Source organism: Variovorax stachyos (genome assembly GCF_051400855.1).
GTDB lineage: Bacteria > Pseudomonadota > Gammaproteobacteria > Burkholderiales > Burkholderiaceae_C > Variovorax.
The window spans coordinates 76457-100759 of sequence record NZ_JBLFFN010000015.1; the positions used below are offsets into that span (position 1 = coordinate 76457).

Annotated in this window: 24 protein-coding genes; 15 read left to right on the forward strand and 9 right to left on the reverse strand. The window is 68.2% G+C overall.

Going from position 1 to position 24303, the window contains the following annotated elements; genetic code table 11:
- Window positions 1-169: 169 nt before the first annotated feature.
- Window positions 170-1420 (reverse strand): porin, encoded by a 1251-nt coding sequence (locus tag ACMGEZ_RS22790; RefSeq protein WP_436824554.1) that lies wholly within the window; start codon window positions 1418-1420, stop codon window positions 170-172.
- Window positions 1421-1701: 281 nt separating this feature from the next.
- Between ACMGEZ_RS22790 and coq7 the strand changes: the two genes are divergently transcribed.
- On the forward strand, window positions 1702-2331 hold the full coding sequence (coq7, locus tag ACMGEZ_RS22795) for a 2-polyprenyl-3-methyl-6-methoxy-1,4-benzoquinone monooxygenase (RefSeq protein ID WP_436824555.1): 630 nt from the start codon (window positions 1702-1704) through the stop codon (window positions 2329-2331).
- Window positions 2332-2347: 16 nt separating this feature from the next.
- On the opposite strand, the gene ACMGEZ_RS22800 is transcribed toward coq7, so the two are convergent.
- A complete protein-coding gene (locus ACMGEZ_RS22800) occupies window positions 2348-2797 on the reverse strand; it encodes an OsmC family protein (protein WP_436824556.1) in 450 nt (149 codons plus the stop codon).
- 252 nt (window positions 2798-3049) lie between these two features.
- On the opposite strand from ACMGEZ_RS22800, the gene ilvA reads away from it, so the two are divergent.
- Window positions 3050-4603, forward strand: a complete 1554-nt coding sequence (ilvA, locus tag ACMGEZ_RS22805; protein ID WP_436824557.1) for a threonine ammonia-lyase, biosynthetic — start codon at window positions 3050-3052, stop codon at window positions 4601-4603.
- Here the strand turns inward: ilvA and ACMGEZ_RS22810 are convergent.
- Window positions 4600-5133: a type II secretion system protein N gene (locus ACMGEZ_RS22810; RefSeq protein WP_436824558.1), complete on the reverse strand. Its 534-nt coding sequence runs from the start codon at window positions 5131-5133 to the stop codon at window positions 4600-4602. The genes ilvA and ACMGEZ_RS22810 overlap by 4 nt on opposite strands.
- A gap of 62 nt (window positions 5134-5195) precedes the next feature.
- Between ACMGEZ_RS22810 and gspG the strand changes: the two genes are divergently transcribed.
- The 10 genes from gspG (at window position 5196) to gspE (ending at window position 14889) form a co-directional block, all read left to right on the forward strand.
- Complete coding sequence (gene gspG / locus ACMGEZ_RS22815; protein WP_436824559.1) at window positions 5196-5636, forward strand: type II secretion system major pseudopilin GspG; 441 nt, start codon at window positions 5196-5198, stop codon at window positions 5634-5636.
- A complete protein-coding gene (locus tag ACMGEZ_RS22820) occupies window positions 5611-6117 on the forward strand; it encodes a prepilin-type N-terminal cleavage/methylation domain-containing protein (protein WP_436824560.1) in 507 nt (168 codons plus the stop codon). The genes gspG and ACMGEZ_RS22820 overlap by 26 nt, the downstream gene beginning before the upstream one ends.
- A gap of 56 nt (window positions 6118-6173) precedes the next feature.
- Complete coding sequence (gspI, locus tag ACMGEZ_RS22825; RefSeq protein WP_436824561.1) at window positions 6174-6623, forward strand: type II secretion system minor pseudopilin GspI; 450 nt, start codon at window positions 6174-6176, stop codon at window positions 6621-6623.
- Window positions 6623-7291, forward strand: coding sequence for a PulJ/GspJ family protein (locus ACMGEZ_RS22830; RefSeq protein WP_436824562.1), 669 nt, complete (start codon window positions 6623-6625; stop codon window positions 7289-7291). The genes gspI and ACMGEZ_RS22830 overlap by 1 nt, the downstream gene beginning before the upstream one ends.
- The gene (gspK, locus tag ACMGEZ_RS22835; RefSeq protein ID WP_436824563.1) at window positions 7288-8442 is read left to right on the forward strand and encodes a type II secretion system minor pseudopilin GspK; all 1155 of its coding nucleotides are present in this window, start codon (window positions 7288-7290) and stop codon (window positions 8440-8442) included. The genes ACMGEZ_RS22830 and gspK overlap by 4 nt, the downstream gene beginning before the upstream one ends.
- Window positions 8443-8569: 127 nt before the next feature.
- On the forward strand, window positions 8570-9778 hold the full coding sequence (gene gspL, locus ACMGEZ_RS22840; RefSeq protein WP_436824564.1) for a type II secretion system protein GspL: 1209 nt from the start codon (window positions 8570-8572) through the stop codon (window positions 9776-9778).
- Window positions 9775-10338, forward strand: coding sequence for a type II secretion system protein M (locus ACMGEZ_RS22845; RefSeq protein ID WP_436824565.1), 564 nt, complete (start codon window positions 9775-9777; stop codon window positions 10336-10338). The genes gspL and ACMGEZ_RS22845 overlap by 4 nt, the downstream gene beginning before the upstream one ends.
- 6 nt (window positions 10339-10344) lie before the next feature.
- Window positions 10345-11145: a type II secretion system protein N gene (gspN, locus tag ACMGEZ_RS22850; RefSeq protein ID WP_436824566.1), complete on the forward strand. Its 801-nt coding sequence runs from the start codon at window positions 10345-10347 to the stop codon at window positions 11143-11145.
- A gap of 2 nt (window positions 11146-11147) precedes the next feature.
- Complete coding sequence (gene gspD / locus ACMGEZ_RS22855; protein WP_436824567.1) at window positions 11148-13457, forward strand: type II secretion system secretin GspD; 2310 nt, start codon at window positions 11148-11150, stop codon at window positions 13455-13457.
- Between the two features lie 10 nt (window positions 13458-13467).
- Window positions 13468-14889 (forward strand): type II secretion system ATPase GspE, encoded by a 1422-nt coding sequence (gene gspE / locus ACMGEZ_RS22860; RefSeq protein WP_436824568.1) that lies wholly within the window; start codon window positions 13468-13470, stop codon window positions 14887-14889.
- 16 nt (window positions 14890-14905) lie between these two features.
- Here gspE and ACMGEZ_RS22865 read toward each other — a convergent pair whose 3' ends face one another.
- Window positions 14906-15484, reverse strand: a complete 579-nt coding sequence (locus ACMGEZ_RS22865) for a hypothetical protein (protein ID WP_436824569.1) — start codon at window positions 15482-15484, stop codon at window positions 14906-14908.
- 96 nt (window positions 15485-15580) lie between these two features.
- On the opposite strand from ACMGEZ_RS22865, the gene gspF reads away from it, so the two are divergent.
- From gspF to ACMGEZ_RS22880, 3 genes are all read left to right on the forward strand, one after another.
- Window positions 15581-16813, forward strand: coding sequence for a type II secretion system inner membrane protein GspF (gene gspF, locus ACMGEZ_RS22870; protein WP_436824570.1), 1233 nt, complete (start codon window positions 15581-15583; stop codon window positions 16811-16813).
- A 6-nt stretch (window positions 16814-16819) separates the two neighbouring features.
- Window positions 16820-17719 (forward strand): 5'-nucleotidase, encoded by a 900-nt coding sequence (locus ACMGEZ_RS22875; protein ID WP_436824571.1) that lies wholly within the window; start codon window positions 16820-16822, stop codon window positions 17717-17719.
- 108 nt (window positions 17720-17827) lie between these two features.
- Window positions 17828-19588, forward strand: a complete 1761-nt coding sequence (locus ACMGEZ_RS22880) for an ABC transporter ATP-binding protein/permease (protein WP_436824572.1) — start codon at window positions 17828-17830, stop codon at window positions 19586-19588.
- On the opposite strand, the gene queC is transcribed toward ACMGEZ_RS22880, so the two are convergent.
- From queC to ACMGEZ_RS22905, 5 genes are all read right to left on the reverse strand, one after another.
- Window positions 19567-20268 (reverse strand): 7-cyano-7-deazaguanine synthase QueC, encoded by a 702-nt coding sequence (queC, locus tag ACMGEZ_RS22885; RefSeq protein ID WP_436824573.1) that lies wholly within the window; start codon window positions 20266-20268, stop codon window positions 19567-19569. The two genes, ACMGEZ_RS22880 and queC, sit on opposite strands and share 22 nt — an antisense overlap.
- A gap of 153 nt (window positions 20269-20421) precedes the next feature.
- The gene (locus tag ACMGEZ_RS22890; RefSeq protein WP_436824574.1) at window positions 20422-20877 is read right to left on the reverse strand and encodes a hypothetical protein; all 456 of its coding nucleotides are present in this window, start codon (window positions 20875-20877) and stop codon (window positions 20422-20424) included.
- An 8-nt stretch (window positions 20878-20885) separates the two neighbouring features.
- On the reverse strand, window positions 20886-21407 hold the full coding sequence (locus ACMGEZ_RS22895) for a hypothetical protein (protein WP_436824575.1): 522 nt from the start codon (window positions 21405-21407) through the stop codon (window positions 20886-20888).
- Window positions 21408-21548: 141 nt separating this feature from the next.
- Window positions 21549-22019, reverse strand: coding sequence for a cyanophycin metabolism-associated DUF1854 family protein (locus tag ACMGEZ_RS22900; protein WP_436824576.1), 471 nt, complete (start codon window positions 22017-22019; stop codon window positions 21549-21551).
- Window positions 22016-24289, reverse strand: coding sequence for a cyanophycin metabolism-associated ABC transporter (locus ACMGEZ_RS22905; protein WP_436824577.1), 2274 nt, complete (start codon window positions 24287-24289; stop codon window positions 22016-22018). The genes ACMGEZ_RS22900 and ACMGEZ_RS22905 overlap by 4 nt, the downstream gene beginning before the upstream one ends.
- Window positions 24290-24303: the final 14 nt, after the last annotated feature.

The window sequence follows — 24303 nt, forward strand, 5'->3', positions numbered from 1 at the left end:
GAGTGAAAACGCGGACTATGCAACAGCCACGCCAGCTTTCGAGACGGGAGAACGCTGACCCGAGGGATTTCCCTGTTCGCGAAAGCCCGGAAAAGAAAAAAGCCGCCCGACTTTCGTCGGACGGCTTTCAAGAACTTCCCGTGCGAAGCTGGCTTATGCCAGCCTCAGATCAGAAAGCGTGACGGATACCGAAGTCGTAACCCGTCGAGGTCTTCGGCTGGAAGGCCGAGCCGCCGAAGGAGGTAACGAAGGCCGGGCCGCCGACGGTCAGGTTGGCGCCATTCTTGTTGCGAATGCGAGCCACCGTGGCGTACAGAGCCGTACGCTTCGACAGGTTGTGCACGTAGCCGATCGCGAACTTGTTGGCCTTCGGATCGTCGCCCGTGCCGAAGATGTTGAACGGCAGGTTCAGGTCGTACTTGACGGCCGAGTAGGACGCGCGGATCAGGCCAGGGCCGACCGGCACGGTCACGCCGAGCAGGTAACCCTTCAGGTCGATGTCGGTAGCGGCGGTGGTGAACAGGAAGTTGTCGGTGTCGATTTCGTTCTTGGCCTTCGAGTACTCACCGAAGAGCTTCACGACGCCGAAGTCGTAGGAAGCGCCGAGGTTGAAGGTCTTGACGTTGGTCGTCGTGCCGTCGAAGAAGTCGTCGCCGATGGTGCTCTGGCCGTAGGAGGCAGCCACATCCAGCGGGCCGTTCGCGTAGCCGAAGCGGCCGCCGACATAACGACCGGTGCGCTGGCTGTTCGCCACGTCCGGCGTTGCAACGCCCGGATCGAACTTGTTACGCTCGTGGAAGCCGTACATCACCTGACCATAGAAGCCACCGAGGTTCGGGGGCAGGAAGTAGCCGATGGTGTTGCTGGCGCGAACGTAGTTGCTGCCGCTCACGTTGGTGAAAACGGTCGGAATGCCCGTCGTCGCGCCGCCCAGCCAAGCGCCGAAGCCGGTGTTCGCGGTGCTGATCAGGTTGGTGCCAACGCCGTTGGTGCCGAACGGATCGAACACGGTGTCGTTCCAGAACGTCGGGGTGTAGTCACGACCCAGACGGATTTCACCGAAACCACCCGACAGGCTCACGGTCGAGCGACGAGCGAAGGTGGCGATACCTTGCTGGCCGTCGTCGTTGGAGATCGGGGCTTCGAGCCAGAAGCTGGCAGCCAGGCCACCACCGAGGTCTTCCGTGCCACGGAAGCCAAGACGGCTGGAGTTGTAACCAGAGTTCGCCAGCGCGGTGCGGCTCGCCTTGACGCTATCCACGAAGAAGGGATTGGCCAGCGTCGGGATGCTGATGTTCTCCGACTTGTTCGAGTAGCCGCTGACAGACGCGTCAACCACGCCGAACAGCGTCACGGACGACTGCGCCGAGGCAACACCGGCAACAGCCAGAGCAGCCAAGGCAACTAGAGATTTTTTCATTGCAAGTTTCTCCAAGGTTAAACATAGGGCTCCGGTGCGAAGGGCTCACCGTGACTGGCACTTCTGTGCTCCCACCGGACCCCGGGCCAACCTCCTTTTGGGAAGTTGTCGCTATTGCACCAGAGCCGCTTCGTCTGGGCAAAACAATTCTCCCGAAAACGCGGGGCGCTTCGCCGTTTCGTTGCACTCGTGCAACAAAGCACCACAGCCCACAAGATCCCGCGATATGAAACAAGACCTGCTGCGCAAGTAACTTATTGCGTATGGGTTCCAATCGCGCCATGACGCCCTCGCTCGACGCTTTCCTGGGTACTGCGGATGCGGCCCTGCGTACCTTGTTTGCGAAACCCCATGCCACCCGCGCAGTGCCGCAGCCTGCCAGCCCGGGCATCGAGCTCAGCCTGGCCGAGCGCCGCGAAGCCGGCGCATTGATGCGGGTGAATCATGTCGGGGAGGTCTGTGCGCAGGCCCTGTACACGGCGCAAGCGGCGGTCACGCGGGACCCGAAGTTGCGGGCGCACTTCGACGAGGCCGCGCGCGAGGAGACGGACCACCTCGCCTGGACGCAGCAACGGCTCGAGGAACTGGGCGCGCGCGCCTCGGCGCTGAATCCCCTTTGGTACCTGGGCGCCTTCGGGCTCGGTCTCGTGGCCGGCCGGCTGGGCGATCCCTTGAGCCTTGGATTCGTCGCGGAGACCGAACGGCAGGTCGAGGCTCATCTCGACGGCCACCTCGATCGCCTGCCTGCGGGCGATACAGCCTCGCGCGCCGTGGTCAACCAGATGAAGCTGGACGAGGCGCGCCATGCGGCACATGCCTGGAGCGCCGGCGCGCAGGAATTACCGGCGCCAGCCAAGGCCCTGATGCGCCTGGCGGCCCGGGTGATGACCACCGTCGCCCATCGGATATGAGCGGAGTCCGGTGCGCTCAGGTGTCGATGAGATCGAAGCTGGTCGTGATCTCGGCGGTCTTGGCCAGCATGACGCTCGCCGAGCAGTAGGTATCGTGGCTCAGCGCGATCGCGCGCTCGACGGCGGCGGCCGGAATGCCCTTTCCCGCCACCGTGAAGTGCATGTGGATCTTGGTGAAGACCTTCGGATCTTTCTCTGCTCGCTCGCTGCTCAGCTTGACGCTGACGCGCTCGACCTGATGCCGGCCTCGCTTCAGGATCAGCACCACATCGTAGGCAGTGCAGCCGCCAGTGCCGGCGAGCACCGTTTCCATCGGCCGGGCGGCCAGGTTCCGGCCGCCGTTCTCGGGCTTTGCCGCATCCGGCGCGCCGTCCATCATCAAGACATGGCCGCTGCCGGTCTCGGCGACGAAACCCATGGCCGACAGCGTCCCCGCGCCGCCGGTCCAGCTCACTGTACATTCCATCCTTGCAAGGCTCCAGAGTCACGACGCGCAGCAAGAAAAATCACGCTGACGTCGATTTGTGTTGGAAAAGCGTCACTCGCTTGTTGCAACGCAACAAAGAGTCGATATACTTTATTTCATCGCACACGGAAACGTGTGTACCGGTTGTCTCCTCCACCCTCCCAATTGGTGGATTTAGCCCCGAGCCGCAAGGCCCGGGGCTTTTTTCTTGGACCCGCGGCAGGGGGATGGCGGGCCTATGATCCGGACCCTATGTCCACCCCGCCTGCCCCGCTGTCCCCTGCCGACTACCTGAAGAAGATCCTCACGGCCCGTGTCTACGACGTGGCGGTGGAGTCGGCGCTCGAGCCGGCACAGGCCTTGAGCGCGCGGCTGGGCAACACCGTGCTGCTCAAGCGGGAGGACCAGCAGGCAGTGTTCAGCTTCAAGCTGCGCGGCGCCTACAACAAGATGGCGCATCTCAGCCCCGAACAGCTCGCCAGGGGCGTGATCTGCGCGTCGGCCGGCAACCATGCCCAGGGCGTCGCGCTCAGCGCCCGCAAGCTCGGTGCGCGGGCCGTGGTCGTGATGCCGGTGACCACGCCGCAGCTCAAGATCGATGCCGTGCGCGCGCTCGGCGGAGAAGTGCAGCTGCACGGCGACAGCTACTCCGAAGCCTACGCCTACGCGCTGGAGCAGCAGAAGCTTCACAGGCTCGTCTTCGTGCACCCTTTCGACGACCCGGACGTCATCGCCGGCCAGGGGACGATCGCGATGGAGATCCTGCGCCAGCACCAGGGCCCGCTAGACGCGGTCTTCGTCGCCATCGGGGGCGGCGGATTGATCTCGGGCGTTGCCAACTACATCAAGGCCGTGCGACCCGAGATCAAGGTGATCGGCGTCCAGATGAACGATTCGGACGCGATGCTGCGCTCCGTCGCCGCCCGCGAACGGGTGACGCTGGCCGATGTCGGCCTGTTCTCCGATGGCACCGCGGTCAAGCTGGTCGGCGAGGAGACCTTCCGGATCTCCCGCGAGCTGGTGGACGAGTTCATCACCGTCGATACCGACGCGGTGTGCGCCGGCATCAAGGACGTGTTCATCGACACCCGCAGCATCGTCGAGCCCGCCGGTGCACTGGCAGTGGCGGCGATCAAGCAGTACGTCGAGGCACACGGCACGCAGGGCCAGACCTACGCGGCCATCCTTTGCGGCGCCAACATGAACTTCGATCGGCTGCGCTTCGTGGCCGAGCGCGCGGAGGTGGGCGAGGAGCGCGAGGCCCTGTTCGCCGTCACCATCCCCGAGGAGCGCGGCAGCTTCCGGCGCTTCTGCGAGCTGGTGGGGCAGTTGCCCGGCGCCTCGCGCAGCGTGACCGAGTTCAACTACCGGATCAGCGACGCCAGGGAGGCGCACGTGTTCGTGGGCTTGACCACCCAGACCCGCGGCGAGTCGAAGACCATCACCGAGACCTTCCTGGCCCACGGCTACGGCGTCATCGACCTCACGCACAACGAGCTCGCCAAGGAGCACATCCGCCACATGGTGGGCGGTCGCAGCGGCCTGGCGCATGACGAGCGGCTGCTGAGCTTCGTGTTCCCGGAACGGCCCGGCGCGCTGCTCAAGTTCCTGAGCCTCATGCGGCCCACCTGGAACATCAGCCTCTTCCACTACCGCAACCAGGGCGCCGACTACGGCCGCATCCTGGTCGGGCTGCAGGTCCCGGCGGCCGACCACGCTGTCTTCGACGAGTTCCTGCGGACGCTGGACTATCCGTTCGTGGAGGAAACCGGCAATCCGGTCTATCGGCTGTTCCTGCAGGCCTAGCGCCGGATGCCGCCACGCTCCGGCGGCGCGACCACCGGCTGGGGCGCATCGGACACGGAAGGCGGCGGTCCGTTGACGGCGAGTGGCCGCGCCGGCAGTTGCAGCGTGAAGGCCGGCGTGGCATCGACGCTCGCGCCCAGCGATGCGGCCCGTGCGCTGACCGAATGCAGCACATAGCCATCCGCCACCTTGGCGCCGACGCGGAAGGGCCGCGGGGGCTTGCCATCGACGGCGATCAGCGCCGCGCCCTGCAGGTCGGCGTCAGCGACGACGCCGAGCAATTGGAAACGGCTGGCGGCATCGGGCGTTGCCACGACGTCGGCCTGGCTCGGCACCACGCCCAGCATTTGCGCGACCGCCGCCGGATCCACCGCCACCGCGGCGTTGCTGCTCAAGGCGGGCGGCGCAACCGCATCGGACGGAGACATCAGCCGCAGCCCCCAGAACACGATGCTCGCCGCGGCCAGGGCCCACAAGACGGTGGTCGCAGTGGCCGAGGGCCAGCGGGCGGGGGCGTAGGAAGCTGCCATGAGGCGGGATTATCATTCAGCGCAGGCGCCCACGCGCATTCCTCACCCCTCCTCCCATTTTCATGTCCCTTTTTCAACGCCCTCTCGCGCGGACCCTGCAGCGAGGCTTCACCCTTATCGAGCTGATGGTCGTGCTGGTCATCATCGGCGTGCTCGCGGCATTGATCGTGCCCAACGTGATCGAGCGCGCCGACGACGCGCGCGTGACCGCCGCCCGCACCGACGTCAACAACCTGATGCAGGCACTCAAGCTCTACCGGCTCGACAACCAGCGCTACCCGACGGCCGAGCAGGGCCTGCAGGCGCTGCTCGCGCGCCCCACCACCGGTCCCGCCGCGCCCAACTGGAAGCCCTACATCGAGAAGCTGCCCAATGACCCTTGGGGCCGCCCCTACCAGTACATGAACCCCGGCCTGAAGGGCGAGATCGACGTGTTCTCGCTCGGCCCTGACGGCCAGCCCGGCGGCGAAGGCAAGAATGCCGATATCGGCAGCTGGCAGTAGGCGCGTCGCTTCCCGCTCCGACAGCGCCCACCGCCGGGGGCCCGGCGGCTTCACCCTGATCGAGCTGCTCGTGGTGATCGCCATCATCGCGATCGCCACGGCCGGCGTCGGTCTCGCGTTGCGCAACACCGGCCAGGAAACCCTGGATCGCGAAGCCGAGCGTCTTTCGGCCCTGCTCGAAGCGGCGCGCGCCCAGTCGCGTGCCAGCGGCATCGCGGTTCGATGGCGCACGACGCCGGAGGGACCCACCAGCTTCATCTTCGATGGCCTGCCGCCCGGCACGCTGCCCACGGCCTGGCTTTCCGCCGACATCGTGGCGCAGCCGCTGGCAGGAAACGGCTCGCCCATTGCGGCGCTGCAGCTGGGCCCCGATCCGATCATCGCGGCGCAGCAGGTGCTGCTCACGTCGGAGGGCCCGCCTGCGCGCACCCTGCGCATCGCCACCGATGGCCTGCGGCCCTTTGCGGTGACCACGCCATGAGCCGCACGGCCGCTCCGAAGGCGAATAGCACCGTAGCCGCAGGCGAAGGTGTTCTGATGAGCCGCACGGCCGCTCCGAAGGCGGATAGCACCGTAGCCGCAGGCGAAGGTGCTCCAGTGACCCGCACGGCCGCTCCGAAGGCGAAGCGCGGCCGAAGTCGCGGCTTCACCCTGGTCGAGGTGCTGGTGGCGCTGGGCATCATCGCGATCGCGCTGGCCGCGGGCACGCAGGCCACGAACGCGATCACGCGCAATGCGCAGCGGCAGTCGGACCTGCTACTGGCACAGCTCTGCGCCGAAAACGAGCTCATCAAGGCCCGCCTCGCGCGCCAGATGCCGGCCGTCGGCGATGCCGGCCTGGTCTGCACCCAGGCCAACACCAGCTTCGCCGTCACGATCTCCACAACGCCCACGCTGAATCCGAATTTCCGGCGCGTCGACGTGCAGGTGCGCGACGCAGCCGAGGCGCCGGTGCTGCGGCTTTCTACCGTCGTGGGGCGCTTCTGATGACGACGACGCGCGCCACCCGCGGCTTCACGCTGATCGAACTGCTGGTGGCGATCACCGTCATGGCGCTGCTCGCGCTGGTCAGCTGGCAAGGGCTCGAAGGCATGGCGCGCGCCCAGTCCATCAACCGCGAGCGCAGCGACGCCGTGCTGACGCTGCAGACGGCGCTGTCGCAATGGACCGCCGACCTCGACGCCACGGTCGCCCTGGCGCAGACCCGCGCGATGGACTGGGACGGCCGCACGCTGCGCCTCACCCGCCGCAGCACCGACAGCGCGCTGCCGGTGGTCTACGTGGTGGCATGGACCCTGCGGGCCGATGCCGCGGGCGTCGCCCGCTGGTACCGCTGGCAGTCGCCCGGCCTCACCGGCCGCCCCGAATGGCAGCAGGCCTGGGACCACGCCGCCGCCTGGGGCCAGGACAACAGCAGCAGCAGCAACGAGGTGCGCGGCACCGAGCTCGGCCTGATGCCGCTCGATGCCTGGCAGCTCTTCTACTTCCGCAATGACGTCTGGGGCCCTGCCGTGGGCGCCGCGGCGCTCGGCGCCGGCACGCCATTGCCAGACGGCGTGCGCCTGGTACTGAGCCTTCCGCCCGGCCCGGCGCTCGCCGGCGTGCTTACGCGCGACTGGGTGCGGCCCACCGCCTCGGCACCCAAGTCTTCATGAAGCGGCCTGCTCACCTCTCATCACGACCGCAGCGCGGCGCGGCCTTGCTGACCGCCATGCTCACGGTCACGCTGGTTGCCACCTTCGCCGCGGCGTCGCTCTGGCAGCAATGGCGCGCCGTCGAGGTCGAGGCGGCCGAACGCGGGCGAGTGCAATCGGCCTGGGTGCTGGTGGGCGCGCTCGACTGGTCGCGCCTGATCCTGCGCGAGGACGCCCGCGCCCCTGCCGCTGCCGGCGGCGGCGCGGACCACCTGGCCGAGCCCTGGGCCGTGCCGCTGGAGGAAGCCAAGCTGTCGAGCTTTCTCGCGGCAGACAAGAACATCGCCAGCGACGCGCTGGAGGGCTTGCCCGAAGCCTTTCTCCAGGGCCGCATCGTCGACGCGCAATCCAAGCTCAATGTGATGAACATGGTGCTGAACGGCGCGCCGGTACCGGCAGAGATCGCCGTCTTCACCAAGCTGTTCGAGATGCTCGGGCTTCCCGTGCAGGAGGTGCCGGTACTCGCGGCGCAGCTCAGGCGTGCCCTGCCACCAGCGGCCTCCGCTGGCACAGGCACAGGCACAGGCACGGGCACTGGCACTGGTACGGGTACGGGTACGGGTACGGGTACGGGTACGGGTACAGGAACCGGAACCGGAACTGGAACTGGAACTGGAACTGGAACCGGAACTGGCACAGGAACTGGCGCGCAGCCCACCGCGGACACCTCGGCCTCCGGCCCGCTGCTGCCGCAGCGCACGTCTCAACTGATCTGGCTTGGGCTGTCGCCCTCCACCGTGACGGCGCTGGAACCCTACGTCACCATCCTGCCCGCGCGCACGCCGCTCAACATCAACACCGCCAGCGCCGAGGCGTTGGCGGCCAGCGTGCCCTCTCTCGACCTGGCGAGCGCCAAGCGCGTCGTCGCCCAGCGCGCGACGCGTTACTTCCGAACACAGGAAGACGCCAACAAGGTGCTCGCCCAAGGCTCCGGCCAATTCAACAGCACGCAGCACAGCGTCTCGACCCGCTTCTTCGAGGTGCAAGGCCGGCTCCGGCTGGACAACGCCTGGGTCGAGGAACATTCGCTGCTCCAGCGCGACAACCTCGAGCTGCGAATCATCTGGCGCGAACGTGGCGCGGGCGCCACGTCCATTGCGCCGAAGTCCTGAGCGGAAACTTTTGGTCACGCTTATGGGATTAAATGCACCGCAGCGCCCATGCCATGGGCAGAAAGCGCTATCAACTTTGTAGCATTGGATGTAAGCCGTCCTCCTACAATGGCGACCCCTCTCGATCATGGCCCTCCTGCTCGTCACCGCTCCCCTTCCTCCTGCGCCTGCCGGCGGCGACTACGGCTGGGCGGTATGGTCCAGCGACGGCCGCAAGCTGCGCTCCCAAGGCAGCGCGCCACCGGCCCTGCTGCCGAGCGGCGACGAACTGATCCTGTGTGTGCCGGCTGCCACCCTGTCCTGGCACCAGGTCACCCTGCCGCAAGGGAGCATGAGCAGCGGTGTGCGCCTGCGCTCGGTGCTCAACGGCCTGCTCGAAGACCGGCTGCTCGATGACCCCGAACAGCTGCACTTCGCGCTGCAGCCGGACCCGCGCGCGGGCGTGCCCGTCTGGGTCGCTGCCTGCAACCGGCAGTGGCTGAGCAGCGTGGTGCAGGCCGTCGAGAGCGCGGGCCGCCGTGTCACGCGCATCGTTCCCGAATTCACGCCGCAACCGGCCGGCGCGGCACCGATGATCTTCGCCATCGGCGAGCCCGGCACCGCGCAGCTGGTGGTCTGCGACACCGAAGGCGTGACCCCGCTGCCGCTCGATCCCGCCGGTGCCGCGCTCGTCGGCACGGTGCCCGAAGGCACGGCGATGCTGGCCGAGCCGGCTGTCGCCGAGCTCGCGGAAAGCCTGCTGGGACGGCGCGTGCCGATCGTCCCGCCGCCCGCGCGCTGGCTGCAGGCCAGCCGCTCGCCCTGGGATCTCGCGCAATTCGACCTCGCCTCCACCGGCCGCGCGCGCGCCAGCAAGAAGCTGGTGGCGATCTGGCGTGCGCTGTGGCACGGGCCCGAATGGCGGCTCGCGCGCTGGGGCGCACTGGTGCTGGTGCTGACGCAGCTCATCGGCCTCAACGCGTGGGCCTGGAAAGAGCGCAACGCGCTCGACAACAAGCGGGCGCAAGTGAACAACATCCTCAAGCAGACCTTCCCCTCGGTGCAGCTGGTGGTCGACGCTCCGGTACAGATGGTGCGCGAGGTCGCGACGCTGCAGCAGGCCACGGGCGGCGTGTCGGTGATCGACCTCGAGCCCATGCTCAGCGCGGTCGCCACCAGCCTGCCGTCGGGGCGGGTCCCGAGCGCCATCGACTACACCGCGGGTCAGCTGCGCCTGCGCGGCCTGGGCCTGCAGCCCTCCGAAGCCAATCAGGTGGCGGCGACCCTGTCGGCGCGCGGCTACAACGCGCGCAGCGAGGGCGACCTGCTGCTGGTCCAGGCGGAGGCGCCGCGATGAACTGGCTCGAATCCCTGGAAGCGCGCTGGCAGGCCTGGTGGCTCGAGCTGGAGCCGCGCGAACAGCGCCTGATCGGGGCGGCGGCTGCGCTGGTGCTGCTGGCCCTGCTGTGGTGGGTGGCGCTGGCGCCGGCACTGCGCACGCTGTCCGCGGCGCCTGCCGAGCACGCCAGGCTCGACGCTCAGTTGCAGCAGATGACCACGTTGCAGACCCAGGCCAAGGCCCTGCAGGCCCAGCCGCGCGCGAGCCGCGACGATGCGGTGCGCGCCCTCGAAAGCTCGGTGCGACAAAGCCTCGGGCCCAACGCGCAGCTGCAGCCCGCTGCCTCCGGCGACGGCATCACGGTCGCGGTGCGCACCGTCCCCGCCGACACCCTCGCCCAATGGCTGGCCCAGGCCCGCAGCAATGCGCGCGCCGTCCCGCGCGAAGCACACCTTGCACGTAGCGCGCAAAGCGCGCCGGCCCCCGGCGGCGCTGCTCCGGCGGCGGGCGCCAGGAGCACCGAGCGCCCCGTCGTGCGCTGGGACGGCACGCTGGTCATGGGCCTGCCGCCCCGTTGAGTTCGAATGGCCACCCGACGCACCCCCTCCGCCCGCAGCGCCACCACTGGCCGCGGCTGGGCTCTGCTCGGCGTCCTGCTCGGTGCGCTGCTCGCGTTCTCGCTCTACGCACCGGCGCGCTGGCTCGCCGCCGGCCTGGCGCGCTGGAGCGACGGCCACCTGCAGCTGGTCAACGCGCGCGGCACGGTCTGGAACGGCACCGGCGGCGTGGTGTTCGCCAGCGGCGCCGGCGGGGCCGAAGCGATCTCCCTGCCCGGCACCATCGCCTGGACCCTGCGCCCGCGCTGGGACGGCGTGGCGGCAACGCTGCAGATCCCCTGCTGCGCGCCGCAGCCGCTGCAGTTCAGGGCCCAGCCGCGCCCCAGCGGCCTGCAACTGACCTGGGCGGACGGCCGCTCCCGGTGGCCGGCCGCGCTGCTCAGCGGCTTCGGCGCGCCCTGGAACACGCTCAAGCCCGAAGGCGTGCTCGATCTGTCGATGCAGGCCTTCGTGATGCAGTGGAGCGGCGAGCAGCTCCGGCTGGCCGGACGCGCCACGCTCGACGCCATGGACATCTCTTCCAGCCTGTCGACCCTCAAGCCGATGGGCAGCTACCGCATCACGCTCGAAGGCGGGTCCTCGCCCACCCTGCTGCTGACCACGCGAGAGGGCAGTCTGCAGCTCAATGGCAGCGGCCGCTGGAACGGCCGGGCCCTGCGTTTCGACGGCGAGGCCAGCGCCGCGCCGGGGCGCGAGGACGCGCTGTCGAACTTGTTGAACATCATCGGCCGACGCGAGGGCGCGCGCTCGATCATCACTCTGGGATGACCATGAAATCACCATCCACCAGCGCCATGCGCCTGTGCACCGTCGCCCTCGCGGTGCACCTGCTGGCCGCCGCCTGCATGCCGGCCGCCTTCGCGCAGGAAAGCGCCCCGCCGCCGCGCCGCGGCGAGCCGATCACGCTGAACTTCACCAATGCCGAAATCGAATCGGTGGCGCGCACGATGGCGGTCGTGACCGGGCGCGACGTGGTGGTCGACCCGCGCGTCAAGGGCACGATCAACCTGCAGACCGATCGGCCGATCTCGCCTGCCGCCGCCTTCAACCAGTTCGCCGCAGCGCTGCGCCTGCAGGGCTTCGCCGTGGTGCAGTCCGAGGGGCTCTACAAGGTGGTGCCCGAGGCCGACGCCAAGCTGCAGAGCAATGCGGTCACGACCTCGACCTCCGCCACCGCGAGCCTCTCCGGCAACCAGATCGTCACCCAGGTCTTCAGGCTCAACTACGAGGCGGCCAACAATCTGCTGCCGGTGCTGCGTCCGCTGATCGCGCCCAACAACACGATCAACGTGAACCCGGGCAACAACTCGCTGGTGATCACCGACTATGCGGAGAACATGCGCCGGCTGGCCCGCATCATCGCGGCCCTGGATGTGCCCAACGCCTCCGACGTCGAGGTCATCCCGCTCAAGCACTCGGTGGCGACCGACCTGGTGCCAGTCCTTACGCGCCTGGCCGAGGGCGGCACCGCCACTGCGCCGGGGCAACCCGCGGCCGCGCCCGGCACCACCGATGCCTCCTTCCGCACCACCCTGCTGGCCGAGCCGCGCAGCAACGCGATCATCATGCGTGCCGCCAACCCCGCGCGCTCGCAGCTCATCCGCACGTTGATCGACCGGCTCGACCGCCCACCCATCGACTCCGGCAACGGCGCCGCCGGCAACATCTACGTGGTCTACCTCAAGAACGCCGACGCCGTGCGGATCGCCACCACGCTGCGCGCCGCGCTGACGAGCGCACAGGCGGGTACGCCCGGTGCCCAGGGCCCAGGCGGCACGAGCCCGATCACGGCGGGGGCTCAGCAGCAGCAACAACAGCAGCAGCTCACCCAGATGGCCGGCGCCGGCGGCGGCCTGAGCGCCGCCACCACGCCGGTCAGCACCACCGCCCCGGTCTCCACGGGCGGGCAGATCCAGGCCGATCCGGCCACCAACTCGCTGATCATCAGCGCGCCCGAGCCGCTCTACCGCCAGTTGCGTGCCGTCATCGACCGGCTCGACAGCCGCCGCGCGCAGGTCCTGATCGAAAGCCTGATCGTCGAAGTCAACGCCGACAAGGCGGCCGAGTTCGGCATCCAGTGGCAAGCCGGCCTGGGCAACACCGGCGACCGCAACGTCGGCGTGATCGGTACCAACTCCAGCCTGGGCGGGGCCAACATCATCGACCTGGCGGTCGGCCTGGCCACCGGCAATGCCGCGACCCGGCCCTCCAGCGGCTTCAACTTCGGCATCGGCCACCGCTACGGCGACAACGGCCAGTACGTGCTGGGCTTCCTGGCCCGCTTCCTGGCCAGCAACGGCGAGGGCAACGTGCTGTCCACGCCGAACCTGCTCACGCTGGACAACGAAGAGGCCAAGATCGTGGTGGGCCAGAACGTGCCCTTCGTCACCGGCCAGTACACCAACACCGGCGCCAACACCAACACCGTCAACCCCTTCCAGACCATCGAGCGCAAGGACGTGGGCCTGACGCTGCGCGTGCGCCCGCAGATCAGCGAGACCGGCACCGTCAAGATGCAGATCTTCCAGGAGGTCTCCAGCGTGGTCGCGTCCACCGTCAACAACATCAACGGTCCCACCACCACCAAGCGCTCGATCGAGTCGAACGTGCTGGTCGACGACGGCAACATCATCGTGCTGGGCGGTCTCTTGTCCGACGAGTACTCGAACTCCCAGGAGAAGGTCCCCGGCCTGGGCGACGTTCCAGTGCTCGGCAACCTCTTCAAGAGCGAGGTGCGCAACCGCAGGAAGACCAACCTGATGGTGTTCCTGCGGCCCACGGTCGTGCGCGACCAGCTCTCCGGCGACGCCATCACCGCCGACCGCTACGACGCCTTGCGCGCACTGCAGCAGATCCAGCAGCCATCGACCGACAACCCGATGCTGAACGCGGTGCGCGAATCGGCGGTCCTGCCACCGCTGCCGGCTGTCAGGCAGGGCGACCCTTCGCGCCGCATCGAAGGCACCCAGCTGATCCCGCCGCCGCTGCCGCCGCAGCATGTGCCGCTGCCCGGCGGTGCCCCGCTCAAGGGCGCGCTGCCGCCCACCGCCGACCCCTCCACGGGGCGCGAACTGCCCTGAGGTTAGAGCCATGCGCTATCCCCTGCCTTATGCCTTCGCGCGCACCCAGCAACTGCTGCTGGAAGAATCGGACGACGGCGCCCTCACGCTGTGGATGCCGCAGACGCCGCCCAAGAGCGCACTCAGCGAAGTCGTGCGCAAGTACCCCGTCAAAGCCTTCGAGCCGCTGACGCCCGTCGACCTGGCCCAGCGCATCTCGGCCGCGTATGCGAAAGGCGAATCGAACGCCGCCGCGGTCGTCAGCGAGGTGCAGAGCGACGCCGACCTGTCGCGCATGATGCAGGAGCTGCCCGCGGTCGAGGACCTGCTGGAAAGCGCCGGCGACGCGCCCATCATCCGCATGCTCAACGCGCTGCTCACGCAGGCGGCGCGCGATGGCGCCAGCGACATCCACATCGAGCCGTACGAGCGCACATCGTCCGTGCGCTTCCGCATCGACGGCACGCTGCGCGAGGTGGTGCAGCCCAACCGGGCGCTGCACGCGGCGCTGATCTCGCGGCTGAAGATCATGGCCGACCTCGACATCGCCGAGAAGCGGCTGCCGCAGGACGGGCGCATCAGCCTGCGCATCGGCACTCGCGCGGTGGACGTGCGGGTCTCGACGCTGCCTTCGGCGCACGGCGAACGCGCCGTGCTGCGCCTTCTGGACAAGTCCGAGAGCAAGCTCACGCTGGAGTCGGTCGGCATGCAGGGCGACACGCTCGCGCGTTTCCTGAACCTGATCAACCAGCCGCACGGCATCATCCTGGTCACCGGGCCGACCGGCTCGGGCAAGACCACCACCCTCTACGCCGCGCTCGGCCGCCTCGACTCGGCCCACAGCAACATCATGACCGTGGAGGACCCGATCGAGTACGAGCTCCCCGGCGTCGGCCAGACCCAGGTCAACGCCAAGATCGACCTCACCTTCGCCAAGGCCCTGCGCGCCATCCTGCGGCAGGACCCGGACGTCATCATGATCGGCGAGATCCGCGATTTCGAGACGGCCCAGATCGCGATCCAGGCCTCGCTCACCGGCCACCTGGTGCTGGCCACGCTGCACACCAACGATTCGGTCAGCGCGGTCACGCGGCTGACCGACATGGGGGTGGAGCCTTTCCTGCTGAGCTCGTCGCTGCTGGGCGTGCTGGCGCAGCGGCTGGTGCGCCGCCTCTGCCCGGTGTGCGCCGTGCCCACAGCGGTGGGCGACGAGGCCGGCCCCGTGGGCTGCGACGCCTGCGGCCAGACCGGCTACCAGGGCCGCACCGGCATCTTCGAGCTGCTGGTGGCGGACGACACGATACGCTCGCTGGTGCACAACCGCGCACCCGAGAGCCAGCTCTTCGTGGCGGCCGAGCGCGGCGGGCTGCGCTCGATGCGCGAGGACGGGGAGCGGCTGGTCAAGACCGGCGTGACGTCACGTGCCGAGCTACTGCGGGTGACGCGGGACTGATCCCGCGTCCTTGCCCTCACTCCAGCACAACCAGATTGCGCGTCTGCGGATCGGTCTCCACCGCGCGCACGCGGCCGGCGTTGTCGAACAGCACCTGGAACTCGCTGAAGCTGCTCAGCCACATGCGCCAGATCGGCGCGTCGAGGTTCGGGTTTTCGCTGCTGATCGGGTAACCCACCGCCATGGCGACCTGCTCGCGCGTCATGCCCTTGGTCACGCGCGCCGACTTGATGGCCTCGCGGATCTTGGGCGGAAAGCCCGCGATGCGGGCCGCCGGGTCTTCGGTCACCACATAGCGCTTGGCAAAAGTGCCCAGGTCCAGGTCGCGGCTGTAGTCGTTGCCGATGTCCTGCTTCTTGCCATCGACCAGCACGTTGACGCGCTGGCGCCCATAGCCGGTCACCTGGGCCGGCGTGCCGACCGGGATGATGCGCTTGCCGCTCTCCGCGTAGTTGCTGTCGCTGATCCAGCTCCCGTCGGTGCGCAGGTTGCAGCAGAGAAAGCCGTTGTAGGTCGGACGGTCCTGCGCGGCGGCAGGCAGCGACAGCGCGCCCAGCAGCGCGGCAACGGCAAATGCGGAAGTACGAAGCGGCATGAAGACTCCTCGTTCGAATGTTGTTGAAGCCCGTGTGACGAAAAGGCTGCGCCAAACGTCGACAATGCGGACTCGCGCATTTTGCCGTCAGTCCCCATGCCCGCCTATTCGTTCGAAGCCATAGATCAACAGGGGCAGCCCCGCAAGGGCGTGCTCGAAGCCGACACTGCCCGCAGCGCGCGCGGCGTGCTGCGCGCGCAGGCCCTGATCCCGCTGTCGGTGACGGCAGTCGGCAGCGCCGAGGGCGGCGCGCCCGCCTCGGGCGGCTGGCGCCGCATGCTGGGCGGCAGGCGCATCTTCAATTCCACCACGCTCGCGGTCTGGACCCGGCAGCTCGCCGGGCTCGTGTCTTCGGGCCTGCCGCTCGAACGCGCCCTGACCGCGCTGACCGACGAGGCCGAGACCGAGGAGCAGCGCAACCTGGTCGCCTCGCTGCGGGCCGACGTCAACGCGGGCTCGCCCTTCGGCCGCACGCTGTCGCAGCACCCGCGCGAGTTCTCGCCCATCTACACCGCGGTGATCAGTGCCGGCGAGCAGACCGGCAACCTGGGGCTGGTGCTCGAGCGGCTGGCCGACGACCTGGAGCAGCGCCAGGCCCTGCAGCAGAAGCTGGTCGGCGCTGCGCTCTACCCCGCCATCGTGACCCTGGTCGCCATCGTGATCGTGGTCTTCCTGGTCAGCTACGTGGTCCCGCAGGTGGCCAACGTCTTCGCCGGCACCAAGCGCGCCCTGCCGATCCTGACCGTGATCATGCTGGCGCTCAGCGATTTCGTCCGCAACTACGGCTGGCTGATGCTGGGCGCGATCGTCGTGATGGCCATCGGCGCGCGCATGGCGCTGGCGCGCGCCGCCTTCCGCGAGCGCTTCGATGCCGCCTGGCTCGAGCTGCCGCTCGTGGGCCGCCTCTCGCGCGGCTACAACGCGGCGCGCTTCGCCAGCACCCTGGCCATGCTGGCCACCGCCGGCGTGCCGATCCTGCGCGCGCTGCAGGCTGCGTCCGAGACCCTGGGCAATCGCGCGATGCGCGCAGATGCGCTCGATGCGCTGGTGCTGGTGCGCGAAGGTGCGCCGCTGGCCTCGGCGCTGGCGCAGAAAAAGCGCTTCCCCGGCATCGTCTCCATGTTCGCGCGGCTGGGCGAACAGACCGGCACCCTGCCCCTGATGTTGCAGCGCGCGGCCACGCAGCTGGGCGCCGAGGTGCAGCGCCGGGCCATGCACCTGGCCACCATCCTCGAGCCGCTGCTGATCGTCGCGATGGGCGCGGTGGTGATGCTGATCGTGCTGGCCGTGCTGATGCCCATCATCCAGCTGAACCAGTTCGTCAAGTAGCCAACGATGCCGGTTTCCCTGGACGACAAGCTGGTGGTCGCGATCTCGTCTCGCGCCCTGTTCAACCTGGAAGAAGAGAACCGCCTGTTCGATGCCGGCGACCCCGACGCCTACATGCGGCTGCAGCTCGAACGCCTCGACGTGCCGGCGGCGCCCGGCATCGCCTACTCGATGATCCGCAAGCTGCTGCGCTTCAACGACGACGGCATCCAGCGCGTCGAGGTGGTGATCCTCTCGCGCAACGACCCGGTTTCCGGCATGCGCATCTTCAACTCCGGCGCGGCCGCGGAACTGCGCGTGCAGCGAGGCGTGTTCACGCAGGGGCGGCCTCCCTACCGCTACCTCCGTCCGCTCAACGCCGACATCTTCCTGTCGGCCAACGCATCGGACGTGCGGGAGGCGCTCGCCGCCGGCTTCCCCGCCGCGCATGTCCGCGTCGATGGTGCGCTGGCCAGCGCCCTGCACCCCGACGAAGTGCGGATCGCCTTCGACGGCGATGCCGTCCTCTTCTCGGACGAAGCAGAAAGGGTGTTCCAGATGGAAGGCCTGGATGCCTTCCAGGCGCACGAGACCAGCAAGGCAGCGGTCCCGCTCGGCGCCGGCCCCTTCAAGCCCTTCCTCGTGGCGCTGCACCGGCTGCAGCAGGCCTCGAGCACCGGCATGCGGATCCGCACCGCGCTCGTGACGGCGCGCGGCGCGCCCGCCCACCGGCGCGCGATCCAGACCCTGATGGACTGGAACATCCGCGTCGACGAAGCCATGTTCCTCGGCGGCCTGTCCAAGGGCGAGTTCCTGCGCGAGTTCGAGCCCGATTTCTTCTTCGACGACCAGACCGGCCATGTCGATGCGGCCGCGCGCCATGTGCCGGCCGGGCATGTGTCCAGCGGGATCAGCAACCCGCTCTGACCGGCAGGCACGAGCGGCGTTTCAGAACCGCTTAAGGGAGCGGCCGGCGCTGGCGCTACGATGGCCCGAAAGGCGCTGCTTCCAGCCGCCAACCCGAGCCCCACGCCCATGAACGATCCCGTCCGCTCCACGAGCATGCTCGCCACGCTGCGCCGCATCGGGGCGCTTGCCGCGCCCTACTTTCGTTCAGAAGACCGATGGAAGGCGCGCGGCCTGCTCCTCACGATCATTGTGCTCAACCTCGGCACGGTCTACATGGCGGTGCTCAACAACCAGTGGTTCGGCCGCTTCTACAACGCGCTCGAGAACCGCGACCAGGCCGTGTTCTGGCGCGAGCTGGGCTTCTTCTGCTGGATCGCCTTCGGTGCCATCACGATCGGCATTCTCAAGTTCTACCTGACCCAATTGCTGCAGATCCGCTGGCGCGCGTGGATGACGCGCAGCTATCTCACCCGCTGGATCGCGGACCGTACCTTCTACCGGCTCGAGCTTGCGCGCTACGCGGCCAGCAACGACAACCACTCGCCCGACAACCCCGACCAGCGCATCCAGGAAGACCTGCAGCTGTTCACCGACTACACGGTCACGCTGTCGATGGGGCTGCTCAACGCGGTGGTCACGCTGGTGAGCTTCATCGGCATCCTGTGGGGCCTGAGCGGCGTGGTCGACTTCAAGCTCGGCGGCAGCACCTACGAAGTCGCGGGCTCGATGGTCTGGCTCGCAATCGCCTATTGCGTGGTGGGCACCGTCATCACCCACTACATCGGCCGGCCGCTGATCGGCACCAACTTCAGGCAGCAGCGCTTCGAGGCCGACTTCCGCCATCACCTGGTGCGGGTGCGCGAGTACAGCGAGGCGATCGCACTGGACCGCGGCGAGCGCGTCGAGCATGCCCAGCTGGAGAAGCGCTTCGGCGCCGTGCTGCGCAACTACCTCACCCTGATCCGGCAGCAGAAGAACCTGGTGTCCTTCACGCTCTCGTTCGGCCAGGCCGCCGCGGTGTTCCCCTTCATCATCGCCGCGCCACGCTTCTTCGGGGGCGCCTTTCCTTTGGGGCAGCTGATGCAGATCGTGACGGCCTTCGACAAGGTGCAGACGCAGCTGAGCTGGTTCATCGACAACTACGACCGCGTCGCCGTCTGGCGCGCCACGGCCGACCGTCTCACCAGTTTCGACGATGCCATGCGCGCCCATGCCAAGCCCGATGGCGCGATGGTGCGCGACAGCGCGAGCTCGCTGGCCACCCATGACCTCGACATCGCATTGCCCAACGGCACCCCGCTGCTCGCAAAGGCTGCCCTCAACGTCAAGCCGGGCGAGCACGTGCTGCTGCAGGGCCCCTCGGGCAGCGGCAAGTCGACGCTGTTCCGTTCCTTCGCCGGCATCTGGCCCTTCGCGAGCGGCAAGGTCTCGATGCCCGAGAACGCGATGTTCATTCCGCAGCGGCCTTATGTACCCGACGGCAAGCTGCGCGACGCGCTGGCCTATCCCCAGCCGGCGGGCGACTACAGCGACGCGCAGTTGAAGCAGGCGCTCGAGGATGCCTTGCTGCCCGGGCTCGCCCACCGGCTCGACGACGTCGACGCCTGGAGCCAGAAGCTCTCCGGCGGCGAGCAGCAGCGGCTGGCGATCGCGCGCGTGCTGCTCAAGAAGCCGGCCTGGCTGTTCGCCGACGAGGCGACCAGCGCGCTCGACGCGCAGGCCGAGGAGACGCTCTACAAGCGCCTGGCGGAGGGCGTGCGCGCGGCCGGCGGTGCGATGGTGTCGATCGCGCACCGGGCCTCGGCCGCGGCCTTCCACGACAAGCGCTGGACCCTGGTGCCGCAACCCGAAGGCACGGGCGCGCGCTACCGGCTCGACGCGGCGTAGCGCTCCCAGCCGCGAGCGCGCAGCTCGCAAGCCGGGCAATTGCCGCAGCCGTAGCCCCAGGCATGGCGCCGGCTTCGGTCGCCCAGGTAGCAGGTGTGGGTGTCCTCGATGACCAGGTCGACGAGCGGCTGGCCGCCCAGACGGTGCGCCATGGCCCAGGTCGCGGCCTTGTCGATCCACATCAGCGGGGTCTCGATCACGAAGCGCCGGTCCATGCCCAGCGAGAGCGCGAGCTGCATCGCCTTCATCGTGTCGTCGCGGCAGTCGGGGTAGCCCGAAAAATCGGTCTCGCAGACGCCGGTGACGATCACCTCCAGCCCGCGCCGGTAGGCCAGTGCGCCGGCCAGCGTGAGGAACAGCAGATTGCGCCCCGGCACGAAGGTGTTGGGCAGGCCGTTGGCCTGCATCTCGAAGGCGATGTCCTGCGTCAGGGACGACTCGCTGATCTGCCCCAGCACATCGACCTTGACCAGGTGGTCCTCACCCAGCCGCGGCGCCCACTGCGGGAAGCGCTCGCGCAGATGCGCCAGCACGGTGCCGCGCGCCTCGAGCTCCACGCTGTGGCGCTGGCCGTAGTCGAAGCCGAGGGTCTCGACGCGTTGGTACTTGTCGAGCGCCTCGGCCAGGCAGGTGGTGGAGTCCTGGCCGCCGGAGAAGAGGACGAGTGCGGTGGTGTGCATCGGGTGAGTTGCGTACTCGCTAGCGAGGCTGGCAGGTGCAGAAGGTCAGGGCGCAGGTGGCCCGGTGATATCGGCGTCGGCCTCGAGGCAGCGAATCATGCCAGTGACCTGGGCAGTCCGTCTTCAATGAGCATTGGACGCAGCCAGATCCATTCACAGGCATTTTTCACCCCACATTGCCAGCACCAGCCCGATTGCTGAACCCAGCAACACACCCGCGGCAACCCCGCCCGCCGAAGCGGCATAGGATGCCTCGACGGTCAGGTCGGCCGCCTGTTTCACCACAACACCGGCAACCCCGCCGGCCATGCCGCCAAGGACGCCGCCAGCGACTGCCGCCAAGGCCACGTTGACGTGCCGGGGGCAGTCCTTCTTGACGGCAGCAAATCGTATCGAGCCACCTGAAGGGTCGACAAGTTGCAATGTCGGATTCGGATCTGGATCCGGGTTCAAAAGGAGCGGAGAAGTGACCGTCTCGTCTGGCTGCATCGAAACTTCGCTGTCCAGTTCCCTCATCTCCACACCTGCCCAGTCTTGCTCACTCTCACTCTCGCTGTGCGCGAGGGTACGGGGGGAAAGGGAAAGCGGCGCAAGTCCTACCGGCTTCATGGAGGCTCCTATGCGGACGTGGTAGCCGAACGCAGGCGATCGATGGCCTGCTCGGCGGCGTCTTGCAGGCTGCGGTACTGATCGACGCCCCTCGCCATATCGAATGCAGCGTCGAAAAGCCGGACGGCCTCGTCGGCCCTGCCGAGACCGGCAAGACATTCGCCCAATCGGTAAGTGACGATGCGTGCTCTGTGCTCCTGCAGGCACATTTCGTAGAACACGACGGCCACTTCGAACGCGGCCAATCGCTGAAAGGCACGGCCCGCGCAGAAGGAATAGCGCCTGTCCTTCGGATGATGAATCGCAAGAAACAGTGCCAGCGGCGCCGCGTGGAAGAAGTGCTCTTGATCGCACAGTTGTTGGACGATCTGGAACAACGCATCCTGTTGCTCGCGGGGGATCGGTGCACTGCCCGGCGGGACACGGCCCGCCTCAAGTGCTTTCTTGATCTGCGGGAGGGAATCGACCACTTCGCGCACAAGGGGGTCGATGGCGGGATCGGGGTGGTGAACGAAAGCGGGGAGTGGCATCGAGGATGGTCTGAAGCGTTGTTTGTGCTCGGATGAGCACGCCGACTGTCAGTAACCAAATGCCCCTTCGGGTTCCTCGCATCGCGTGCTGACTGGGTCTTCGGGCATCTGATGCGTCCTCTGGATGAAGATTCCATCTGCCTAAAGGAATCGCTCCAGCAGCTTGCGAGACCCCCGGTCCAGCGCCTTCACATCCGGAATGCGGAACTGCACCCCATGCGCGCTCGCGATCAGCAGTGCGCCGCCCTCGAGCCGGCGGATGTCCTCCTCGGCCTTGAGCACGAACTGGGCGTCGCCGCGGTCGGTGCTCACGGTCCAGGTGCTGGGCACGCCGAAGCTCGACACCTTGTGCAGCTTCAGCAGCGTGGGCGCAAAGTCGCGGGCAGCCAGGTCTTCGGCGAGCAGAGCGCGCACCGGCTCGGGCAGGTTGTCCAGCCGATCGATCCACAGCAGCTCGCGGCCTTCGCTGCCGACCAGCGACAGGCCCTCGTCCGGCGCGCTCAGCGGGAAGGCGCGCACCGGCACCACGCCGACGTGACGGACCCCTTCGGCCTCGATCAGCACCAGGTGGCCGAAGGCATCGCGTTCCAGTTTGAAACTCGCGCTCATCATGCGTCTCCCGCCGGATGTGCCGCATGCCCGCCGAAGCCCGGCGCGACGCCGGCTCGCTCGGCCGCCGAGCCCGGGCTCTCATCCTCGTCGACCTGCCGCAGCTGCGCCTGGTAGAGCCGCCAATAGGCGCCCCGCTTCTGCATCAGCACATCGTGCGGCCCGACCTCGACGATCAGGCCGCGGTCCATCACCACCAGCCGGTCGGCCTTGCGCAAGGTCGAGAGCCGGTGCGCGATGGCGATGGTGGTGCGGCCCTGCACCAGGTTGTCCAGGGCCTTCTGGATTTCCTTCTCGGTCTCGGTGTCCACCGCCGAGGTGGCCTCGTCGAGAATCAGGATGCGTGGATCGATCAGCAGCGCCCGCGCGATGCTGATGCGCTGCCGCTCCCCGCCCGACAGCCCCTGTCCGCGCTCGCCCACCAGCGAGTCGTAGCCGTGCGGCAGGCGCAGGATGAAGTCGTGCGCATGCGCCGCGCGCGCGGCGGCGACGATCTCCTCGCGCGTCGCCTCGGGCTTGCCGTAGGCGATGTTCTGGGCGATGGTGCCGAAGAACAGGAAAGGCTCCTGCAGCACTAGCCCGACGTGGCGGCGGTAGTCGGCCACGGCGAAGCGGCGGATGTCGGTGCCGTCGACCAGGATGGCGCCGTCGGTCACGTCGTAGAAGCGGCAGATCAGGTTGACCAGCGTGCTCTTGCCGGAGCCGCTGTGGCCCACCAGGCCGATCATCTCGCCCGGCTCGATCACCAGGTCGAGGTCGCGGATCACCGCGCGGCTGCCGTAGCGGAAGCCCACGTCGCGCATCTCGATGCGGCCCTGCACGCGCTCGATCTTCACCGGGTCGGCGGGCTCGGGCACGTTGCTCACATGGTCGAGGATGTCGAAGATGCGCTTGGCGCCGGCCGCCGCCTTCTGCGTGACGGAGACGATGCGGCTCATCGAATCCAGCCGCGTGTAGAAGCGCCCGATGTAGGCGATGAAGGCGGTCAGCACGCCCACCGTGATGCGGCCTCGCGCCACCTGCCAGATGCCGAAGCCCCAGACCACCAGCAGGCCGATCTCGGTCAGGAGCGACACGCTGGGTGTGAACAGCGACCAGGTCTTGTTGAGCTTGTCGTTGACCTGCAGGTTGTAGACGTTGGCCGCGCGGAAGCGGTCGGCCTCGCGCTTCTCCTGTGCAAAGGCCTTGACGACGCGGATGCCGGGGATGGTGTCGGCCAGCACGTTGGTCACCTCGCTCCAGACGCGGTCGATCTTCTCGAAGCCGGTGCGCAGCCGGTCGCGCACCACGTGGATCATCCAGGCGATGAAGGGCAATGGCACCAGCGTGACGACCGCCAGCAGCGGGTTGATGGAGACCAGGATGACGGCCGTCATCGCGATCATCAGCACGTCGGTCAGGAAATCGAGCGCGTGCAGCGACAGGAACACGTCGATGCGGTCGGTCTCCGAGCCGATGCGCGCCATCAGGTCGCCGGTGCGCTTGCCGCCGAAGTAATCGAGCGGCAAGGTCAGCAGGTGCTCGTAGGTGGTGGTGCGCAGGTCGGCGCCGATGCGCTCCGAGACCAGCGCCAGCAGGTAGGTCCGGGCCCAGCCCAATGCCCAGCCCGTGAGTGCTGCCAGCAGCAGGAGGCTCAGGAACAGCGCGACCTTCTCCACGGCAATCTGCTGGCCGTTCTGGAACGGGATCAGGATGTCGTCCATCAGCGGGATGGTCAGGTACGGCGGCACCAGCGTGGCCGCGGTCGAGGCCAGGGTCAGCAGGAAGCCGGCGATCAGCTGCTTGCGGTAGGGTCGGGCAAAACGGCCCAGGCGCAGCAGCACCCAGGTGGAGGGCGGGGTCTGCAGCTCCTGCTCGGGCAGGGTGCCCTCGTCGGTTTCGGCCTCTGTCACCGGCGCGACACCGGCAGCCTGCTGGCCGAGGAGCTTCTGCAGCCGCAGCGCCGCAGCCTGGTGTGCCAGGGTGTAACGCCAGCGCGCCAGCCGGCCGCGGCCGTCCAGCAGGTCCAGGGTGCCGATGCCGGCATGGTCGGCCAACTGCAATTCGAGGCCCGGTCGGGCCAGCGGCCACTCGGCCCAGGCCCCCTGTGCATCGCGGGCGAGCAGGCGCCGATCGGTCAGGGCGAGCAGGCCGGAAGCAAACCGAAGTTCGCCATCAAGGTCAACCGGGATCGTCGCCAGCACGTTTTCCGCAGCTCTGAGCCGGCTTTTCAGCGCGTCTGAAGCCCCCTCCTCTTCGCCCTTCGGGGTGCCGACTGGATCGTGATGTTGCATTGTGTTTCTGTGTG

What these genes read in the sequence shown, in the direction of transcription:
- ACMGEZ_RS22790 (WP_436824554.1), bottom strand. Translation starts at nt 1,420, where the DNA reads ATGAAAAAATCTCTAGTTGCCTTGGCTGCTCTGGCTGTTGCCGGTGTT.
- coq7 (WP_436824555.1), top strand. Translation starts at nt 1,702, where the DNA reads ATGACGCCCTCGCTCGACGCTTTCCTGGGTACTGCGGATGCGGCCCTG.
- ACMGEZ_RS22800 (WP_436824556.1), bottom strand. Translation starts at nt 2,797, where the DNA reads ATGGAATGTACAGTGAGCTGGACCGGCGGCGCGGGGACGCTGTCGGCC.
- ilvA (WP_436824557.1), top strand. Translation starts at nt 3,050, where the DNA reads ATGTCCACCCCGCCTGCCCCGCTGTCCCCTGCCGACTACCTGAAGAAG.
- ACMGEZ_RS22810 (WP_436824558.1), bottom strand. Translation starts at nt 5,133, where the DNA reads ATGGCAGCTTCCTACGCCCCCGCCCGCTGGCCCTCGGCCACTGCGACC.
- gspG (WP_436824559.1), top strand. Translation starts at nt 5,196, where the DNA reads ATGTCCCTTTTTCAACGCCCTCTCGCGCGGACCCTGCAGCGAGGCTTC.
- ACMGEZ_RS22820 (WP_436824560.1), top strand. Translation starts at nt 5,611, where the DNA reads ATGCCGATATCGGCAGCTGGCAGTAGGCGCGTCGCTTCCCGCTCCGAC.
- gspI (WP_436824561.1), top strand. Translation starts at nt 6,174, where the DNA reads ATGAGCCGCACGGCCGCTCCGAAGGCGGATAGCACCGTAGCCGCAGGC.
- ACMGEZ_RS22830 (WP_436824562.1), top strand. Translation starts at nt 6,623, where the DNA reads ATGACGACGACGCGCGCCACCCGCGGCTTCACGCTGATCGAACTGCTG.
- gspK (WP_436824563.1), top strand. Translation starts at nt 7,288, where the DNA reads ATGAAGCGGCCTGCTCACCTCTCATCACGACCGCAGCGCGGCGCGGCC.
- gspL (WP_436824564.1), top strand. Translation starts at nt 8,570, where the DNA reads ATGGCCCTCCTGCTCGTCACCGCTCCCCTTCCTCCTGCGCCTGCCGGC.
- ACMGEZ_RS22845 (WP_436824565.1), top strand. Translation starts at nt 9,775, where the DNA reads ATGAACTGGCTCGAATCCCTGGAAGCGCGCTGGCAGGCCTGGTGGCTC.
- gspN (WP_436824566.1), top strand. Translation starts at nt 10,345, where the DNA reads ATGGCCACCCGACGCACCCCCTCCGCCCGCAGCGCCACCACTGGCCGC.
- gspD (WP_436824567.1), top strand. Translation starts at nt 11,148, where the DNA reads ATGAAATCACCATCCACCAGCGCCATGCGCCTGTGCACCGTCGCCCTC.
- gspE (WP_436824568.1), top strand. Translation starts at nt 13,468, where the DNA reads ATGCGCTATCCCCTGCCTTATGCCTTCGCGCGCACCCAGCAACTGCTG.
- ACMGEZ_RS22865 (WP_436824569.1), bottom strand. Translation starts at nt 15,484, where the DNA reads ATGCCGCTTCGTACTTCCGCATTTGCCGTTGCCGCGCTGCTGGGCGCG.
- gspF (WP_436824570.1), top strand. Translation starts at nt 15,581, where the DNA reads ATGCCCGCCTATTCGTTCGAAGCCATAGATCAACAGGGGCAGCCCCGC.
- ACMGEZ_RS22875 (WP_436824571.1), top strand. Translation starts at nt 16,820, where the DNA reads ATGCCGGTTTCCCTGGACGACAAGCTGGTGGTCGCGATCTCGTCTCGC.
- ACMGEZ_RS22880 (WP_436824572.1), top strand. Translation starts at nt 17,828, where the DNA reads ATGAACGATCCCGTCCGCTCCACGAGCATGCTCGCCACGCTGCGCCGC.
- queC (WP_436824573.1), bottom strand. Translation starts at nt 20,268, where the DNA reads ATGCACACCACCGCACTCGTCCTCTTCTCCGGCGGCCAGGACTCCACC.
- ACMGEZ_RS22890 (WP_436824574.1), bottom strand. Translation starts at nt 20,877, where the DNA reads ATGAAGCCGGTAGGACTTGCGCCGCTTTCCCTTTCCCCCCGTACCCTC.
- ACMGEZ_RS22895 (WP_436824575.1), bottom strand. Translation starts at nt 21,407, where the DNA reads ATGCCACTCCCCGCTTTCGTTCACCACCCCGATCCCGCCATCGACCCC.
- ACMGEZ_RS22900 (WP_436824576.1), bottom strand. Translation starts at nt 22,019, where the DNA reads ATGATGAGCGCGAGTTTCAAACTGGAACGCGATGCCTTCGGCCACCTG.
- ACMGEZ_RS22905 (WP_436824577.1), bottom strand. Translation starts at nt 24,289, where the DNA reads ATGCAACATCACGATCCAGTCGGCACCCCGAAGGGCGAAGAGGAGGGG.